Consider the following 15,744-nt stretch of genomic DNA (forward strand, 5'->3'; position numbering starts at 1 on the left):
CGACGGCGGCGCTCCAGGTCCGTCAGCTGACGAGGATCTGGGTCGACTCCTCCTTCAGCTTCGCGTTGGACCACTTGAGCTGGCGCAGCGTGTCGGCGTGGCACCTGGAGGCGACGTCGAGCAGTTCGGCGTGCTTGATGCCCTGCGCGGCCTGCGCGAGCATCTCCCAGTCGAGGGAGACGCCGGCGACCTTCATGTGGATCTCTCGCAGGTCGCGCAGCAGCAGGAGGCCGGGCGCCTTGAGCCGACCTGCCATCTCCGCGCCCTTCTCGAGCAGCTTGCCGGCCAGCCGGGCCTCGCCCTCGGGCTCGGGGTTGAGCGACTCGCCGTACTGCTCCGCGATGCGGGCGAGCTCGCGCACGTGCCGCTGCGACCACGCCGCCAGGTCGCGGGCGACGTGGTAGATCTCGTGGTCCACCTTGTGGCGGTCGGCGATCTGCAGCAGCTCGTGGGCGAGGTCGTTCTCCGAGCGGTGCAGCTCGTTGAGCACCAGTCCGATCTTCATGACGCACCTCCCACGGCCAGGTCCTCCTCGACGTCGGCGCCGGGTCCGCCCCGCGTCGGTGGCAGGTCGCCCGCCACGGGAGCGGACGCCGTCGTCGTCGTCGTCGGGGCAGCCGAGGGGCCGCCGTCACCGCGTCGGACCAGCGCGACCGCGCAGGCCGCGGTCTTGAACAGCGGCTGCTTGGACACCGGGTCCCAGTCCGTCATGGTGAGCTCGTTGGCGGCCCGGCCCACGCCGTCGGGCTCGTGGCCGCCGCGGTCCCAGTAGCCGTAGTGGAAGGGCAGGAAGACGACGCCGTCGCGGATCCCGGAGACCCGCACGTGCGCCTGGACGCTGCCGCGCGGGGTGGTGATCTCCGCGAGGTCCCCCTCGCCGAGATCGAGTACCTCGGCATCGTGGGCGGACAGCTCCACCCACACCTCCGGCGCGGCCGCCTGCAGCTGCGGCGCGCGGGCCGTCTTGGTGCGGGTGTGGAAGTGGTAGACGGTGCGGCCGGTGATGAGCTGCAGCGGGTAGTCGTCGCTCGGCGTCTCGTGCGGGGCGAGGTACTCGGCGGCCCGGATGATCGCCTTCCCATCGGGGTTCATCGCCCGGTACTCGGTCGGCTCGAACGGCGCACCGGTGAGCAGGTCGCGGCCGTAAGCCTCGCAGTAGTCGGGGTCGGCGAAGAACTGGCCGTCGGCGTAGAGCCGTTCGGTGCCGTCCGGGGCCTCCTCGGTGCACGGCCACTGGATGCCGCTGCCGCCGCGCAGCTTGTCGTAGGTGATGCCGGTGTAGTCGCACGGCCGGCCGCGGCTGCACTCCTTCCACGCCTCGAAGGCGCCCTCGGCGGTCGACCACGTGACCAGCGGCGCGCCGTCCTTGTCCTTCAGCCCCAGGCGGTGGGCGAAGTCGATGAGGATGTCGAGGTCCGGGCGGGCCTCCCCCGGCGGCTCGACGGCCTTCTCCGACAGGTGCACGGTGCGGTCGACGTTGGTGAACGTGCCGGTCTTCTCCCCCCACGTGGCGGCCGGGAGCACGACGTCGGCGAGCTGGGCGGTCTCGGACAGGAAGATGTCCTGCACCACGAGGAAGAGCCGTTCCTGCGACAGGATCGAGCGGATCCGCGACAGCTCCGGCAGGGAGACGGCGGGGTTGGTGGCCTGCACCCACAGCAGGCCGATGGAGCCTTCCTCGACGTAGCGCATCATCTGCATGACGTGGGTGGGCGGGGCGTAGTGCGGGATGTCCATCGGCTCGACGTTCCACACCCGGGCGAGCTCGGCCACGTGGGCCGGGTTGGACCAGTTGCGGAACCCCGGCAGGTCGCCGTCGCCGCCCGCCTCGCGGGTGTTCTCCGCGGTGGGCTGGCCGTTCATCTGCAGCAGGCCGCACCCGGGCCGCCCGAGCATGCCGCGGACGATGTGGATGTTGTTCACCTGCACCGAGGCGGCGGTCGCCTGGTGCGACTGGTAGAAACCCTGCAGCACCGTGGACATCAGGTGCTCGGTGGTGCCGATGAGGCGGGCTGCCTCGCGGAGGTCGTCGGCCGGGACGTCGCACAGCGTCGCGACCCACTCGGGCGTGTAGTCCTGGACCCGCTCGGCCAGCTCGTCGTAGCCGACGGCGTGGGCGGCGAGGTAGTCGTGGTCCACCCAGCCGTTCGCGATGATCTCGTGGAGCAGGCCGTTCATCAGGGCGAGGTTCGTGCCCGGCCGCGGCGCGAGGTGGACGTCGGCGACCTGGGCCACCGGCGTCAGGCGCGGGTCGACGCAGATGATCTTCGGCGGGTTGGGGCCGGCGAGCCGGTCGAGGATGCGCATCCACAGCACGGTCTGCGTCTCGGCCATGTTGTGCCCGTAGAGCGCGATGACGTCGGCATGGTCGATGTCGGTGTACGAGCCGGGCTGACCGTCGGAGGCGAAGGACTCCTTGAGGGCGGCCGCCGCGGTGGCCGTGCACAGCCGGGTGTTGCCGTCGACGTGGTTGGTGCCGATGCCGCCGTGGGCGATGAGCCCGAGGGTGTAGTAGTCCTCGAGGAACAGCTGGCCGGTGGTGTAGAAGCCGACGGCGGACGGGCCTTGCTCGGCCAGCAGCTCCGTGGTCCGGCCGACGACGGCGTCCATCGCCTCGTCCCACGACGTCTCCACCAGCCGGCCGCCCTTGCGCACCAGCGGGCGGGTGAGCCGGTCGGGCGAGGAGTTCGCCTGCCAGCCGAACAGGTCCTTGGGGCCGAGCCGGCCGTGGTTGACGCGGTCGACGGCGCGGCCCCGGACCCCGACCATCTGGTCGTCCTTGACGGCGATGTCGAGGGCATCGCCGTTGGAGTGCAGGATCGAGGCCGTCTGCACCCACCGGTCGACATCGGCGGCGGTGAGCCCCTCCTCGAGGTGGGTGTCCACCCGGGTGGGCCAGGCGGCCCCGCGGGCGTAGGGGGTTCGTGTCCCCCAGACGTCGGCGATGCGATCGGTGCGCGTCATCGGCACTCCCCTGCTCCGGTGCTGGTCGAGGTTCCTCAGCCAGCGTCCTCCTGCCCGCAGGAACCGCAACCGGGGCAAGGCGGCTGGGCGGGCGGGCCGGCGCCATGACGCGCCGGCCCGGCCGGTGTCAGCTGCCGCGGGCGATCCACTCGTCCAGGTGCGGCTTCTCGGCGCCGACCGAGGTCGCGTCGCCGTGGCCGGTGAGGACCTCGGTGGACTCCGGCAGCGTGAAGATCCGGTCCCGGATGGACTCGATGATGGTCGGGAAGTCCGAGTAGGACCGGCCGGTCGCCCCGGGTCCGCCGTTGAACAGCGTGTCCCCGGAGAGCAGCACGCCGCCGTCGCCCAGCCCAGGTGCGTAGAAGCAGGTCGACCCGGGCGAGTGGCCGGGCGTGTGCAGCGCGGTCAGCGTCATGCCGGCCACGGTGAACTCATCGCCGTCGGCGATCTCGGCGTCCGCCGTCGTGCCGGGGTAGACCTGCTCCCAGAGCATGGCGTCGGCCGGGTTGAGGTGGACCGGCGCGCCGACCTGGCCGGCGACGTCGCGCACGGCGCGGATGTGGTCGTCGTGGCCATGGGTGAGCAGCACGGCCACGACCTTCCGGCCGCCGACCGCTTCGACGACGGCGACGGTGTCGTGCGCCGGGTCGATGACCAGGCACTCGTCGTCGTCGCCGACGATCCACACGTTGTTGTCGACCTCCCAGGTCCCGCCGTCGAGCGAGAATGTCCCGCTCGTGACGAGGTTCTCGACGCGGACGCGGCCGCTCTGATCAGTTCGCACAGTGGTCATCGGGCGGCTCCGGTCTGCTCGGGGGCGGGGTTGATCTCGACGACGGAGCGCAGCACCTTGCCGGCCGTCATCTTGTCGAAGGCGGGCTCGACCTCGTCGATGCCGATGCGCTCGGTGACGAAGGCGTCCAGGTCGAGGCGGCCGAGGCGGTACTGGTCGACGAGCATCGGGAAGTCGCGCGAGGGCAGCGTGTCGCCGTACCAGGCGGACTTGATCGCGCCGCCGCGGCCGAACACCTGGTCCAGCGGGATCTCCCAGGTGGTGCCCGGGTCGGGCACGCCGACGAGCACCACCCGGCCGGCGAGGTCGCGGGCCTCGAAGGCCTGCGCGAAGGTGGCGGCGATCCCGACGGCGTCGATGACGACGTCCGCGCCGAAGCCGCCGGTGTGCTCGCGGATGGCCTCGACCGGGTCCTGCTCGCGGGAGTTGACGGTGTGGGTGGCGCCGAAGCTGCGGGCGGTGGCGAGCTTCTCGTCGTCGAGGTCGACGGCGATGATCGTCGTCGCCCCGGCGAGCACGGCCCCGGCGATCGCCGCGGTCCCGACACCGCCGCAGCCGATGACGGCCACCGACTCGCCGCGCTGCACCGCGCCGGTGTTGATGGCGGCACCGATGCCGGCCATGACGCCGCAGCCGAGCAGCCCGAGCGCCGCGAACTGCTCCGGCGCGATGTCGCCCTCGATCTTCGTGCACTGCCCGGCCGCGACGAGCGTCTTCTCGGCGAACGCGCCGATGCCCAGCGCCGGCGAGAGCTCGGTGCCGTCCTGCAGGGTCATCTTCTGGGTGGCGTTGTGGGTGGCGAAGCAGTACCAGGGCTGGCCCTTGCGGCAGGCGCGGCAGTCCCCGCACACCGCGCGCCAGTTGAGGATGACGTTGTCACCGACGGCGACCTCGGTGACGCCCTCGCCCACCGCGGAGACGACGCCGGCCGCCTCGTGCCCGAGCAGGAACGGGAAGTCGTCGCTGACCCCGCCGACCTTGTAGTGCAGGTCGGTCTGGCACACCCCGCAGGTGATGACGTCCACGAGCGCCTCGCCCGGCCCGGGGTCGGGGACGAGGATGGTCTCGACGGTGGCGGGTTCGTTCTTCGCCTTGACGACGACGGCCTTGACCTCATGCATGGAGACGTTCCCTTTCGACGGCGGGCGCTCGGCGGTGCCGGGCGTTCCCGACACCATAGACGGGGCGCGTCGGCGATGGTCCGCGACGGCGGGATCAGGTATGGGCCCGCGATCGCGGGATCAGGTCTCGGTGCGCAGTGCGTCCCACGTGTCGCGCCGGACGGGAAGTCCGTTGGCCAGGTTCTCCTCGCGGGTGCGCACCGTGCCCTCACCGGGGTACCGCAGCTCGCCGCCGTCCGCTCCCGGCGCGGCCGCTCCTGGCGCGGACTTCAGCGCGGCGACGACGCCGTCCAGCATCGCCTCACTCTCGGCCGGGCCGGACACCGCGGCGGGGTCCACCGCGAGGAAGAACTGGGTCTGCCCGGACTCCTTGGCGGGGTCGTCCCCGAGCTGGTGGGTCGCTCGGCCGCCGGAGAGCATCGCCGCCCACGCGTCGAGCGCCACCGCCAGCGCGAAGCCCTTCCAGTGGCCGATCGCAGCACCGAACCCGCCGCTGACGATCGCGGCGGCGTCGTCGGTCAGCCCGCCGGCCGCGTCGAATCCGCCAGGCACCGGCAGCCGCTCACCCCGCTGCGCGTAGCCGCCCATGACTCCGACGGAGAACTGGCTCAGCGCCATGTCCAGCACGAGCGGGCCGGCAGCGCGCGGCAGCCCGATGACGAACGGGTTGTTGCCCACCACGGGCGGCTCACCGGCGCCCGAGGTGTTCGGGAGGGTGTTCGACCAGCACATCGCGGCCATGCCGGCCTCGACGGCCTGCCACCCGTAAGAACCGCCGCGCATCCAGTGGTTGCTGTTCCCCAGCGCCACCGCTCCCATCCCGTGCTCGCGGGCCAGGACGATCGCCCGGTCCATGGCGAACCAGGCGTTGAGGTTCCCCGGCCCGCGCTGCCCGTCCCACCGTTCGATGGCGGCGCCGCCGGAGACCCGCTCCGGGCGGGCGGTCACGTCGACCAGCCCGTCGTTGACGTTCCGCGCGAAGGTGGCGAAGCGCTCCACGCCGTGGGAGTAGACGCCGTCCCGGGTGGCCTCGACGAACAGCCGCGCGCACAGATCACCGCGCTCACCGGTGATCCCGAGCCGTTCGGTGGCGCTCCGGACGACGCGGAGGACCTCGTCGAACGGGACGCGGATCTCGTGGTGGCCACCCGTGGGGTTCGACATCGATCAGTCTCTCTCAGCAGCATCCAGCGGATCTCGGATCGTACGTGGCACGCGGCTACAGCCCGAAGGCGTCGGCCAGCAGTGCGTGGGAGCGACGGCGGTCGCCCGGGTCGGCGATGAGGTCCTGCATCATGATCTCGTCGGCACCACTCTCCTCGGCCATCTGCTCCAGGGTGGCGCGGACGTCGGCGGGTCCGCCGGCGACGAACCGGGGCCACCGGCCGTCGATGATCGACGTCGGCTCCTCGCGCTCGGCGTCGGTCATCTCCCGCAGTGCCTCGTCGACGGACGGCACGGTGACCGACCCGGCGCGGCGGCCGGCCCGGCCGAGCCGCGCGTAGAAGCCGGTGGCCGAGCTCGCCAGCCGCTGCCCCTCGGCGCGCGTCTCGCCGACGGTGACGTTGATGGCGAGGATCGCCCGCGGCGAGTCCAGCCCGAAGCCTTGCGGCTGGAAGGTGTCGCGGTAGTTGCGCAGCGCCGGGGCCGCACCGACGGGGTTGATGAAGCCGGCGAAGGTGTAGCCGATGCCCAGGCCGGCGGCGAGGCCGGAGCCGCTCGGGCTGGAGCCGAGCAACCAGGTCTGCGGCACGTGGGGCACGGAGTCGAGCAGGCGGTGGCCGGCGAACGGGTGGTCCGGCGGGAATGCGTCATACAGCCATGTGACGGTCTCGAGGACCTGCTGCTGGTGGTCGGCACGGACCGGGTGCTCCCGGTTCTGCTGCAGCGCGAGGTCGATGACCGGCCCGGCGGTGGCGCGCCCCATCCCGAGGTCGATGCGACCGGGCGCCATTGCCTCCAGCTGCTTGAACATCTCGGCGACCTTGAACGGGCTGTAGTGGTTCATCAGCACCGCACCCGACCCGAGCCGGATGCGGGAGGTCTGCATCGCCGCGGCGGCGATGAGCAGCTCGGGGTGGTGCGACGCTCCCGACCCGCTGAGATGGTGCTCGGCGAACCAGATCCGGTGGAATCCCACGGCTTCGGCATGCCGCGCGGTCTCGAGGGCATCCGCGAGCGCCTCCGTCTCGGTGGTTCCGGGGGCGACGGTGCCGAGGTCGACGATCGAGAGCTTCATGCTCCGACTCTCCCAGACGTCACCACACCTAGCGGTCGGTCGGTTGCGGCAACCTCAGCGTGCGGTGCCGAGCGCCGTGCGGATGACGTCGTCGCGGTCGGCGAGCAGGGCCTCGGCGGCGGTCAGGCCGGTCGCTGCCAGGGGGCAGGCGCGGGCGGGGCCGGCGCGGGCGGGGGCAGGCGCGACTGGGTCGGCTACTCGGCCGGGTTGACGCGGGCCTCGTCGACGGCGACCTCGGTGAGGTCGTGCTCGGCGAGGATCTCGCCGTAGCGGCCGCTGGCGATGACGGCGTCGAGGGCCTCCGCGAAGGCCTCGGCCTGGCCGCTGCCCTTGGCGAAGGTCATGCCGGAGAAGCCGGAGGTGATCGCCGGGCCGGTCGCCGCCAGGTCCGGCTCGATCTTCACCGCCTGCTGGATGAACGCACGGTAGGCGGTGGCGACGTCCGCGCGACCGCTCTGCACCGCGAGCTGCGCGGAGGCCTGGTCCGGGAAGGTCGCCAGCTCGATCGCCTCGGCGCCGTCAGCGACGCACTCCTCGGACCGCTCCTCGAGGACCGGGACGGTCGACTGGCCGGCAAGCACAGCGACCGTCGCGCCGCACAGCTCGGCGAGCTCGTCGTCGACCTCGAGGCCGTCCTCGGCTCGGGTGAGGAACGCGTGCCCAGCCTGCTGGGTGCTGACGACGTCGACGACCTGCTGGCGCTCCGACGTGGCATCGGCCCCCACGCCGATGTCGTACTTGCCGCTCTGCACGCCCGGGATGACCTGGGCGAAGGTGGTCTCGTTCCACTCGATGGCGGCGTCGAGCTCCACCGCGACCGCGTCGAGAAGGTCGATGTACATGCCGGCCGGCTCACCGGCGTTGTCCCGGTAGGCCAGCGGCGCCCAGTCGTACTGGATGGTCGCCTCGATCGTGTCACCCGCGAAGGGCGCGTCGTTGTCACCGGCGTCGGCGGCGCCCGCTGAGCAGCTGGCGGCGAGCAGGCCGACGACGCCGAGCAGGGTGACGGCAGCAGGGAAGCGCGAGGAAGCCATGGTTCTCCAGAGAGGGGTCAGCGCACGCCGGCGAGGAACGCGCGGGTGCGTGGGTTGGCGGGGTGGTCGAAGACGTCCTCGGGGGTGCCGTGCTCGATGACGTGGCCGTCGTCGAAGAACAGCACGCGGTGCGCGGCACGCCGGGCGAAGGACATCTCGTGGGTGACGACGAGCATCGTCGTGCCGGTGCGAGCGAGCTCCTCCATCACGCCGAGGACCTCCCCCACCAGCTCGGGGTCGAGTGCGCTCGTCGGCTCGTCGAAGAGCAGGACGGCGGGCTCCATCGCCATCGCGCGGGCGATCGCCACCCGCTGCTGCTGCCCGCCGGAGAGCTGGCGGGGGTAGGAGCCGGCCTTGTCTGCCAGGCCGACCCGGGCGAGCAGGTCGGTGGCGCGGGCGCGGGCCGCGGCCGCGCTGAGGCCGAGCACCCGGCGCGGGCCGTAGGCGACGTTCTCCAGCGCGGTCATCGTGGCGAACAGGTTGAACTGCTGGAACACCATCCCGATCCGGGCGATCTGCCGGGCGGTGCGCCGCGGGCTGAGGCGACGCAGCGCGCCGCCGCGGTCGGCATAGCCGATGAGCTCGCCGTCGACCTCGACGAGACCGGCGTCCGGCCGCTCGATGAGGTTGAGGCACCGCAGCAGGGTCGACTTGCCCGAGCCGGACGGACCGACGATGCACACCACCTCGCCCTGCGCGACGTCGAGGTCGACGCCGCGCACCGCGTGCACGTCGCCAAAGCTCTTCGTCACCCCGCGCAGCCGGAGCACCGGCCGGGCGGCCTCGGCGGGCGCGGCCTGCAGGCGAGGAACCGCGGACATCAGGACCCCCTGGTGTAGCGCTTGATGAAGTGGCGCTCGAGCACGTGCTGGAGCACCGAGAGCACCGAGGTGCACACCGCGTACCAGAACACCGCGACCATGAGCAGCGGGATGACCTGGTAGTTCGCGTTGTAGATGAGCTGCACGGAGTAGAGCAGGTCGGAGACCGCGAGGTAGCTGACCACCGCGGTGTGCTTGAGGGTGCCGATGAGCAGGCCCATCCCGGCGGGGATGATCGAGCGCATCGCGTTGGGCAGCACGACGGCGAACAGCGTCCTGGTCTTGCTCAGCCCGACGGCGTGAGCGGCCTCGTGCTGGCCGCGGTCCACCGAGAGGATGCCGCCGCGGATGACCTCCGCGGCGTAGGCGGTCTCATGCAGGGTGAGCCCGATGAACGCCGCCGTCGTCGCGGAGATGAGGTTGTTGGTGTTGACGCTCCACGACAGGTCGGTGAACGGCAGCGCCACCCCGAGGGTCGGGAACAGGTAGCCGATGTTGAACCACAGCAGCAGCTGCACGAGCAACGGGATGGTGCGGAACACCGAGACGTAGCCCCACGCGATCGCGCTGATGCCGCGCACGGCTGACAGCCGCATCGCGGCGATCACGGTGCCCAGCGCGAAGCTCGCGACGGTGACCGCGGCGGTGAGGCCCAGCGTCATCCGCAGCCCGGCGAGGATCCGCTCGTTGACCAGGTACTCGGCGAAGGTCGGCCAGTCCATCGCGTCGTTGCGGGCGAGGATGACGATGAAGGCCCCGACCGCGACGACGGCGAGCACGGAGACCAGCCGGCCGAGCAGCAGCCCGTTGGCGTGGCTGCGTTCGAGCGCGGGCGCGGCGAGCGCCCGGCCGAGGGGGGTGTCCGGCGGAACCGGCTGGGTCAGCTCGGCTGGTGCCGCGACGTGCTGCTGGGTCATGACGCCGTCATCTCCTCGTCGGTAGCGGAGGGCTCGGCAAGCAGCGGCCGGCTGCCCTCGGTGGGCTCAAGGCGCGCGATGTCGGTGGCCACGGTTGCCATCACGAGGTGTATCCGCCGTCGACGCACAGGTTCGCGCCGGTGACGAAACGGGCGTCGGGCGACGCGACGAAGCCGACGAGGCTGGCGATGTCACGCGGCTCGGCGAAGTGCTTGAGGGCGTTGAAGGAGACCATCAGGGCCTCGGCGTCCGAGCCCTCGTCCGGGCTCATCCCGGTGCGGGTGGTGCCGGGGCTGACCAGGTTGACGGTGATGCCGCGCGGCGCGAGGTCGCGGGCCAGCCCCTTGGTCATGCCGACGAGCGCCGCCTTGGTGGTGGCGTAGAGCGAGGCGGTGGCGCGCGGGACCCGGCTGGCGACGGTGCTGCCGATCGAGATGATCCGGCCGCCCTCGGGCAGCACGCGAGCGGCGTCGCGGGCCAGCCGGTACGGGGTGGCGACGTTGACGGCGAGCGACTGCGAGATCTGCGCGTCGGTGATGTCGAGGACGTCGCGGTAGTGCGCGACGGCCGCGTTGTTCACGAGCACGTCGAGCCGGCCCCAGACGCCGTGGCCCGGTCGACCAGTGCGCTCACGTCGGCATCGACGTCGCCGTCGAACTGCAGGACGTGGGCGCGGCGGCCGGCGCCACGGACGTCGTCGGCGACCGCGGCGGCGAGTCCGGCGGTCTGCGGGTTGCGGTGGGTGAGGACGACGTCGATCCCGTCGTTCGCCAGCCGTCTCGCGATCGCCGCACCGATGCCCTGTGATGCCCCGGTCACCAGTGCGACCCGTGCCTGCTCCGCCATGCCCGCCCTACCTGTACTCGTCGTGCAGCAACCATCCGGCCACCGCCCGCCATGGTGGCCGTGGGACCTGCCGGCAGGACGGGCGTCTCTCAGCGTGGCCGGCCGACGGCAGATTGTCCGGATGGCAGGATGCCCGACTGCTCAGGGCTGTCGGAGGACGGAGATCTGGTAGCGCAGCGGCTGCGCTACTCGCGTGAGGTGGGCGCCCCGACTGCCGGGTTGGCGGCGGGAACCGCAGCGGGCACCTGGTCGGCATGGCCGAGGCGCTTGCCGTGGACGGCGCGGTAGTAGAGGCAGCTCGCCAGCATGACGACGGCGAGGGTCGCGTACATCCAGCGGTAGTCGAGCTGCCCGACGACCACGCCGAGGACGATCGGGCCGAATCCCATGCCGAGGTCGACGAGCAGGAAGTAGGTCGAGATGGTGAGGCCGACGCTGACGATCGGCGCGCGGCGCACGGCCACCGCCTGCCCGGCCGACATGAGGCTTCCCCAGCCCAGGCCGAGGAGGCCGGCGGCGATGAGCAGGACGGCGCTGGTCTGGGTGACGGCGAGCGTGCCGAGCCCAGCGGCGAAGCACAGGATCGCCGGGTAGATGACGATGTTGTCGCCACGGGCGTCCTGCAGCCGTCCCAGGAACGGTCGGGTCACGATGACGACAACCGCGTAGACGAGGAAGAACACTGCGGCAGCCGTCGTGAGGCCGAGGTCGGTGGCGTAGGCGCTGACGAAGGCCACGACGCCGGAGAAGGCGGTGGCGCAGATGAAGATGAACGAGGCGATCGGCACTGCCGCAGCCTCGACGAGCCGGCGCCGGCCCCCCACCACGGGGACCGGCGTGCTGCTCTTCGGGGCGCGCAGCCACACGCCGGCTCCCAATGCGATGACGGAGACCGTCGCGGTGACGACGAACACGGCGTCGTAGCCGCTGTCGGCGGTGAGCAGCACGGCGACGAGCGGGCCGACGGCAGTCCCGAGGGTCGTGGTGGCGCCGTGGTAGCCGGTACCCTCGGCGCGCCGGGCAGGCGGGATCAGCGTCTGGACGATCGCGCTGGCGGCAGTGTGCGCGGCACCGAAGGCGATGCCGTGGACGAGCCGCACCACGAGCAGTGCGACCAGCCCGTCGGCCGGGAAATAGGCGAGAGCGGCGATGGTGCCGAGCACCAGCGCGACGAGCAGCACCCGACGGCGGCCGAGACGGTCGGTCGCCGGCCCCGCCACCAGCCTGGCCGCGACCGCTCCGATGACGAATATCGACGAGGCGAGCCCGGCGAGGACGTCACCGGCGCCGAACTCCTCGGTGGCGTAGAGGACCATGGTGGTCATCAACATGTAGAACACCATGGAGATCAGGAAAGCCACCGCGAGGGCGAGCGTGTAGTTCTTCGTCCACAACTTTTCCGGCACGAGCGGCCCCTTCTGCACGCAGGCACCCACCCGACGGCGAGCCTCGATGCTAGCCCGGCGCCGGCCCGCGGCAAGCCGCCGTCAGGTCGCCGGCGCCGCCGTCAGCTCGGGGTCACTCCAGCACCTCGACGACGGACTCGTCGCCCGTGCCGCCGGCCGGCGGACCGCCACGCTCGACGCCGACCGTCACCTGCGTGAGCAGCGCCGCGACAGCACCGACCGCCACGAGCACGGGTGAGACGGCCGCGGCGATCGCGGTCACCGCCACCCCGGCGGTCAACGGGATCTCCAGCAGCGTGGCGCCCTTGTCGTTCTTGATGAACACCCGCCGGACGTTGCCCTCGCGGATCAGCTCCCGCACCTTCGCGACCAGGTTGTCCCCGGAGACCTTGAACTCCTCGTACCACGTGCTCGACTCGGTCATCATCGCCTGTCCTCCTGGCCCTGCAGCGGGCCCGTTGCCGTCGGAATCACGTACTGCCAGCATGGCAGAAGGGTCCGACATGCCGCGCTCAGCTGCGCAGCGGGAAGCCGAAGATGGCGTTCGAGGGCGGGTCGATCTCGTCGGGCGGCGGCTGCGGCGGCCCCTCCGCCACCGGCCATGCCGGGCCGGCCCAGACCCGCCAGACGCCGTCGTGGCGGCGGACGTGGCCGTCAGCGACGAGTGGCGCGGTCACCGCGTCGTCGAGCTGACGGCGCAGCTCGTCGCGGTGGGTGGGCGGGACGAAGCCGACGATGACGTTGCGCCAGAGCACGACGACGTGGTCCTCGGCGCCGCGGGAGAACTGCAGCCGAGCCGGGATCGCCTCCATGCCGGTCTCCAGGCTCCGCAGCGCGCCCACGACCGTCCGCTGCATGGCAACGGCCTCGGCGACCCAGAACCCCTCGGGAACGTCCGCGGGAACCTCGGGTCGGCGTCGGCCGCGAATCCTCATCGGGCCAGTATCCCCGATCGAGCAGCTGCGGCAGGTTGGACCGGGACAGCACCGTGCCTCGCCCGACCCTCCGGCACTACCCGGCCGGGTTGACCGTGGACTCCGCCAGGGCGAGGTCCGCCACCCCGTAACGCTCGAGCAGCTCGGCGTAGGTACCGTCCTCGATGAGGTTGTTGAGCGCTGCCGAGAACGCCTCGGCGGTGCCGGCGCCCTTGGCGAACGACATCCCGGTGAACCCGGCATTGATCATCTGCGGCCCGGTCTCGACGAGGTCCGGCTCGACCTCGACCGCGTGCAGCATGAACACCCGGTACGCGGTGGCGACATCGGCGCGGCCGCTCTGCACAGCTAGTTGGGCGCTCGCCTGGTCCGGGAACGTGGCGATCTCGATCGGTGCGACGCCGTCGGTCTCGCACTGAGCCGAGCGCGCCTCGAGGATCGGGATGGTCGACTGGCCGGCCAGCACCCCGACAGTGGATCCGCACAGCTCGTCGAGATCGTCGCCAACCTCGTGGCCGCCGTCGGCCCGGGTGATGAAGGCATACCCGGACTGCTCGGTGGCTGCGATGTCCACCACCTGCTGGCGCTCCACGGTGGCATCCGTCCCGGCGCCGATGTCGTACTTGCCGCTCTGCACCCCCGGGATCACCTGGGCGAACGTCGTCTCGTTCCAGCTGATCGTCTTGTCCAGCTCGGCGCCGATCGCCTCGATGAGCTCGATGTAGTAACCCGTCGGCTCGCCTGCGTCGTCCCGGTACGCCAGTGGCGCCCAGTCGTACTGGATGGTCACCTCGATGGCGTCACCCTCGAACGGTGTCGCAGTGCCGTCGTCGTCACCGGCGGTCGCGCTGTCACTGCAGCCGGCGGCAAGCAGACCGACTGCCGCGAGCGCGACCAGGGCACGACGGGGACGGGGGCGGGGAAGAGACATGGTGCTCCTTGTGCTGGTCATCGGGTAGCGGCGAGGGCGTCGGTGCTGGTCTGCTCGACGAACGCGGCCAGCAGGTCGGCCCCGTCCTCGACGAGGAGGTCACGCGCGATGGTGTGAACGACGTTGTCGCTGAACCACGGCAGACCGTTGATGCCGATCGCCACCGGTCCGAAACTCACCTGCGCGGCAGCGTTCATCAGATGGAGGTTGGGCAGCGCGACGTCGGCCTCGTCGCGAGGCTGCACGCTGGCACCCGGGCCCAGGTAGGGGCAGCCACCCAGGTGACGGTCGATCGTGTCCCGGGTGAGGTCGTGCCGGTCCCCCCACAGGAGGATGCGGTCGGCCACCTCCGCGAGCCACGACACGCGGTGGAGGTCCACCCGGAAGCCCGTGGCAGCGATGACGAAGTCGACCGCGACGTCGCCCTGCGCGGTGTGCAGCGTGACTCCTCCGGCGTCGGCGGCGGCGCCGTCGATGCCGGCGTCGAGCAGGAGCGAGTAGTTCTCGTGGCGCCGGCACCGGTCGACGGAGTGGGTCGGCGCCGGCATCGCGAGCGCGAGCTCAGCACGCTTGAACGCGAGCCGGGTGTCGTCGGACAACGCGGAGAAGTGGCGGAAGATCCCCTTGCTCTCCAGGTGCCGCAGCGAGTTGAGCGTCGGCAGCGTAGCCCGGCGGCCGAGCTGGATCACCTTCGCTGCGCCGGCCTCCAGCGCCGCGGCGGCGTTGTCGAAGGCCGACGCCCCGACCCCGACGACCGCCACCGTCCGGCCGCGGACCGCCTCGAGGTCGATCATGTCCGAGCTGTGGGCCCAGCTGCCCGCGGGCAGGGCCTCGATGGCGCCGGGGGCCGCGCCCCCACCCACGCCGTCGATGCCGGTACAGGCGAGGATCTTCCGGGCGACGACGGTGCGTGCGCCGTCAGGACCGTGCAGCTCGGCAAGCCAGCGCCGGCCATGTGGCCGGATCGTGGTGACCACCGTGCCGTTCGTGACGACGATGCCGGTTGCCTGCCGCAGCCAACCGAGGTACTCCCCCCAGGTTTCGCGGGGGATCAGCTCCATCGCGGCGTAGGCGTCGGCACCGAACCGGTGCTCGTACCAGCTGCGGAAGCTCGCCGACCGGATCCCGCTCTCCGGACCGTGGAGCGTCTTCACGGTCCGGAGGGTCTCCATCCGGGCCCAGGTCACCCATGGCCCCTCACGTCCCGGCTCGGCAGCGTCGACCACTTCGATGTTCCGGATCCCCTCGCGGTGGAGCCGGATGGCGGCGGTGAGACCCGCCTGCCCCGCCCCGACGATCAGCACGTCGAGCACCTTCTGGCCGGCGTCCTGGTGCTGGACCGGCCACGAGTGCGCGGGGTAGTCGAACTCCTCGATCTCCCCCCGCACAGTCTGGGCGAGGTCGTCCGTCGCGATGATGGAGAGCATTGTGGTGGCGGACGATGCTTCGGTGCCAGCGGTGTCGGTGGTCATCGTGGTTCTTCCTGTCTGGTGGTCGGCGCTCCGGCAACACGTCCGTCAGGGGCACCGAGTCGGTCGGCATCCCGCCGGGCTGATCCGGCGCGTCTGCCAGGTCGGCTGCCGTGCTTGCTCGGCGGCTGACCTCGTCGCACAGCTACTCGGCGAGCCTGTCGCAGCTCTGCGACGGCACCCTTCACCCAGGACGCCTGTCCTCTATGTGAGAAACGAGCTCTGTTGGCACATCTCGATCCCGGAGGGCAAGACGTTCGGCAGCCGG

The 15,744-nt window shown here is 71.6% G+C and carries 16 protein-coding genes; all 16 read right to left on the reverse strand.

The features are described from left to right. Nucleotides 1–22: 22 nt before the first annotated feature. The 16 genes from V2J52_RS12470 to V2J52_RS12545 all read right to left on the reverse strand — a co-directional run bounded on the left by V2J52_RS12470 (nt 23) and on the right by V2J52_RS12545 (nt 15,479). Complete coding sequence (locus V2J52_RS12470) at nt 23–505, reverse strand: hypothetical protein (RefSeq protein ID WP_331228042.1); 483 nt, start codon at nt 503–505, stop codon at nt 23–25. Next, nucleotides 502–2,964, reverse strand: coding sequence for a molybdopterin oxidoreductase family protein (locus V2J52_RS12475; RefSeq protein WP_331228043.1), 2,463 nt, complete (start codon nt 2,962–2,964; stop codon nt 502–504). The genes V2J52_RS12470 and V2J52_RS12475 overlap by 4 nt, the downstream gene beginning before the upstream one ends. Before the next feature lie 127 nt (nt 2,965–3,091). Beyond that, the gene (locus V2J52_RS12480; protein WP_331228044.1) at nt 3,092–3,757 is read right to left on the reverse strand and encodes an MBL fold metallo-hydrolase; all 666 of its coding nucleotides are present in this window, start codon (nt 3,755–3,757) and stop codon (nt 3,092–3,094) included. Beyond that, nucleotides 3,754–4,878, reverse strand: a complete 1,125-nt coding sequence (locus tag V2J52_RS12485) for an S-(hydroxymethyl)mycothiol dehydrogenase (protein WP_331228045.1) — start codon at nt 4,876–4,878, stop codon at nt 3,754–3,756. The genes V2J52_RS12480 and V2J52_RS12485 overlap by 4 nt, the downstream gene beginning before the upstream one ends. A 120-nt stretch (nt 4,879–4,998) precedes the next feature. Next, nucleotides 4,999–6,042: an Ldh family oxidoreductase gene (locus V2J52_RS12490; protein ID WP_331228046.1), complete on the reverse strand. Its 1,044-nt coding sequence runs from the start codon at nt 6,040–6,042 to the stop codon at nt 4,999–5,001. Nucleotides 6,043–6,097: 55 nt separating this feature from the next. Beyond that, entirely contained in the window at nt 6,098–7,117 is a 1,020-nt protein-coding gene (locus V2J52_RS12495) for an MsnO8 family LLM class oxidoreductase (protein WP_331228047.1), read from the reverse strand. Nucleotides 7,118–7,311: 194 nt separating this feature from the next. After that, nucleotides 7,312–8,151 (reverse strand): transporter substrate-binding domain-containing protein, encoded by an 840-nt coding sequence (locus V2J52_RS12500; protein WP_331228048.1) that lies wholly within the window; start codon nt 8,149–8,151, stop codon nt 7,312–7,314. 17 nt (nt 8,152–8,168) lie between these two features. Continuing rightward, entirely contained in the window at nt 8,169–8,972 is an 804-nt protein-coding gene (locus V2J52_RS12505; RefSeq protein ID WP_331228049.1) for an amino acid ABC transporter ATP-binding protein, read from the reverse strand. Continuing rightward, a complete protein-coding gene (locus V2J52_RS12510) occupies nt 8,972–9,889 on the reverse strand; it encodes an amino acid ABC transporter permease (RefSeq protein ID WP_331228050.1) in 918 nt (305 codons plus the stop codon). Before V2J52_RS12510 ends, V2J52_RS12505 begins: the two co-directional genes overlap by 1 nt. A 100-nt stretch (nt 9,890–9,989) precedes the next feature. Continuing rightward, nucleotides 9,990–10,469: an SDR family NAD(P)-dependent oxidoreductase gene (locus V2J52_RS12515; RefSeq protein ID WP_331228051.1), complete on the reverse strand. Its 480-nt coding sequence runs from the start codon at nt 10,467–10,469 to the stop codon at nt 9,990–9,992. After that, a complete protein-coding gene (locus V2J52_RS12520; protein WP_331228052.1) occupies nt 10,466–10,735 on the reverse strand; it encodes an SDR family NAD(P)-dependent oxidoreductase in 270 nt (89 codons plus the stop codon). The genes V2J52_RS12515 and V2J52_RS12520 overlap by 4 nt, the downstream gene beginning before the upstream one ends. Nucleotides 10,736–10,920: 185 nt before the next feature. Next, a complete protein-coding gene (locus V2J52_RS12525; protein WP_331228053.1) occupies nt 10,921–12,141 on the reverse strand; it encodes an MFS transporter in 1,221 nt (406 codons plus the stop codon). A 112-nt stretch (nt 12,142–12,253) separates the two neighbouring features. Further along, a complete protein-coding gene (locus V2J52_RS12530) occupies nt 12,254–12,628 on the reverse strand; it encodes a DUF4342 domain-containing protein (protein ID WP_331228054.1) in 375 nt (124 codons plus the stop codon). A 25-nt stretch (nt 12,629–12,653) separates the two neighbouring features. After that, nucleotides 12,654–13,076 (reverse strand): hypothetical protein, encoded by a 423-nt coding sequence (locus V2J52_RS12535; protein WP_331228055.1) that lies wholly within the window; start codon nt 13,074–13,076, stop codon nt 12,654–12,656. A gap of 76 nt (nt 13,077–13,152) precedes the next feature. After that, nucleotides 13,153–14,007 carry a transporter substrate-binding domain-containing protein gene (locus V2J52_RS12540; RefSeq protein WP_331228056.1) on the reverse strand — a complete coding sequence of 285 codons (855 nt, stop codon included), beginning with the start codon at nt 14,005–14,007 and terminating at the stop codon, nt 13,153–13,155. Nucleotides 14,008–14,024: 17 nt separating this feature from the next. Further along, the gene (locus tag V2J52_RS12545; protein WP_331228057.1) at nt 14,025–15,479 is read right to left on the reverse strand and encodes an FAD/NAD(P)-binding protein; all 1,455 of its coding nucleotides are present in this window, start codon (nt 15,477–15,479) and stop codon (nt 14,025–14,027) included. Nucleotides 15,480–15,744 lie beyond the last annotated feature (265 nt).

This window comes from Georgenia sunbinii, assembly GCF_036421875.1.
GTDB lineage: Bacteria > Actinomycetota > Actinomycetes > Actinomycetales > Actinomycetaceae > Georgenia_B > Georgenia_B sunbinii.

Bases quoted from the DNA above. Each gene is read 5' to 3' on its own strand.
- V2J52_RS12540 (WP_331228056.1), bottom strand. From the start codon at position 14,007: ATGTCTCTTCCCCGCCCCCGTCCCCGTCGTGCCCTGGTCGCGCTCGCG.
- V2J52_RS12505 (WP_331228049.1), bottom strand. From the start codon at position 8,972: ATGTCCGCGGTTCCTCGCCTGCAGGCCGCGCCCGCCGAGGCCGCCCGG.
- V2J52_RS12535 (WP_331228055.1), bottom strand. From the start codon at position 13,076: ATGAGGATTCGCGGCCGACGCCGACCCGAGGTTCCCGCGGACGTTCCC.
- V2J52_RS12495 (WP_331228047.1), bottom strand. From the start codon at position 7,117: ATGAAGCTCTCGATCGTCGACCTCGGCACCGTCGCCCCCGGAACCACC.
- V2J52_RS12500 (WP_331228048.1), bottom strand. From the start codon at position 8,151: ATGGCTTCCTCGCGCTTCCCTGCTGCCGTCACCCTGCTCGGCGTCGTC.
- V2J52_RS12520 (WP_331228052.1), bottom strand. From the start codon at position 10,735: ATGGCGGAGCAGGCACGGGTCGCACTGGTGACCGGGGCATCACAGGGC.
- V2J52_RS12475 (WP_331228043.1), bottom strand. From the start codon at position 2,964: ATGACGCGCACCGATCGCATCGCCGACGTCTGGGGGACACGAACCCCC.
- V2J52_RS12510 (WP_331228050.1), bottom strand. From the start codon at position 9,889: ATGACCCAGCAGCACGTCGCGGCACCAGCCGAGCTGACCCAGCCGGTT.
- V2J52_RS12480 (WP_331228044.1), bottom strand. From the start codon at position 3,757: ATGACCACTGTGCGAACTGATCAGAGCGGCCGCGTCCGCGTCGAGAAC.
- V2J52_RS12545 (WP_331228057.1), bottom strand. From the start codon at position 15,479: ATGACCACCGACACCGCTGGCACCGAAGCATCGTCCGCCACCACAATG.
- V2J52_RS12470 (WP_331228042.1), bottom strand. From the start codon at position 505: ATGAAGATCGGACTGGTGCTCAACGAGCTGCACCGCTCGGAGAACGAC.
- V2J52_RS12530 (WP_331228054.1), bottom strand. From the start codon at position 12,628: ATGCTGGCAGTACGTGATTCCGACGGCAACGGGCCCGCTGCAGGGCCA.
- V2J52_RS12485 (WP_331228045.1), bottom strand. From the start codon at position 4,878: ATGCATGAGGTCAAGGCCGTCGTCGTCAAGGCGAAGAACGAACCCGCC.
- V2J52_RS12490 (WP_331228046.1), bottom strand. From the start codon at position 6,042: ATGTCGAACCCCACGGGTGGCCACCACGAGATCCGCGTCCCGTTCGAC.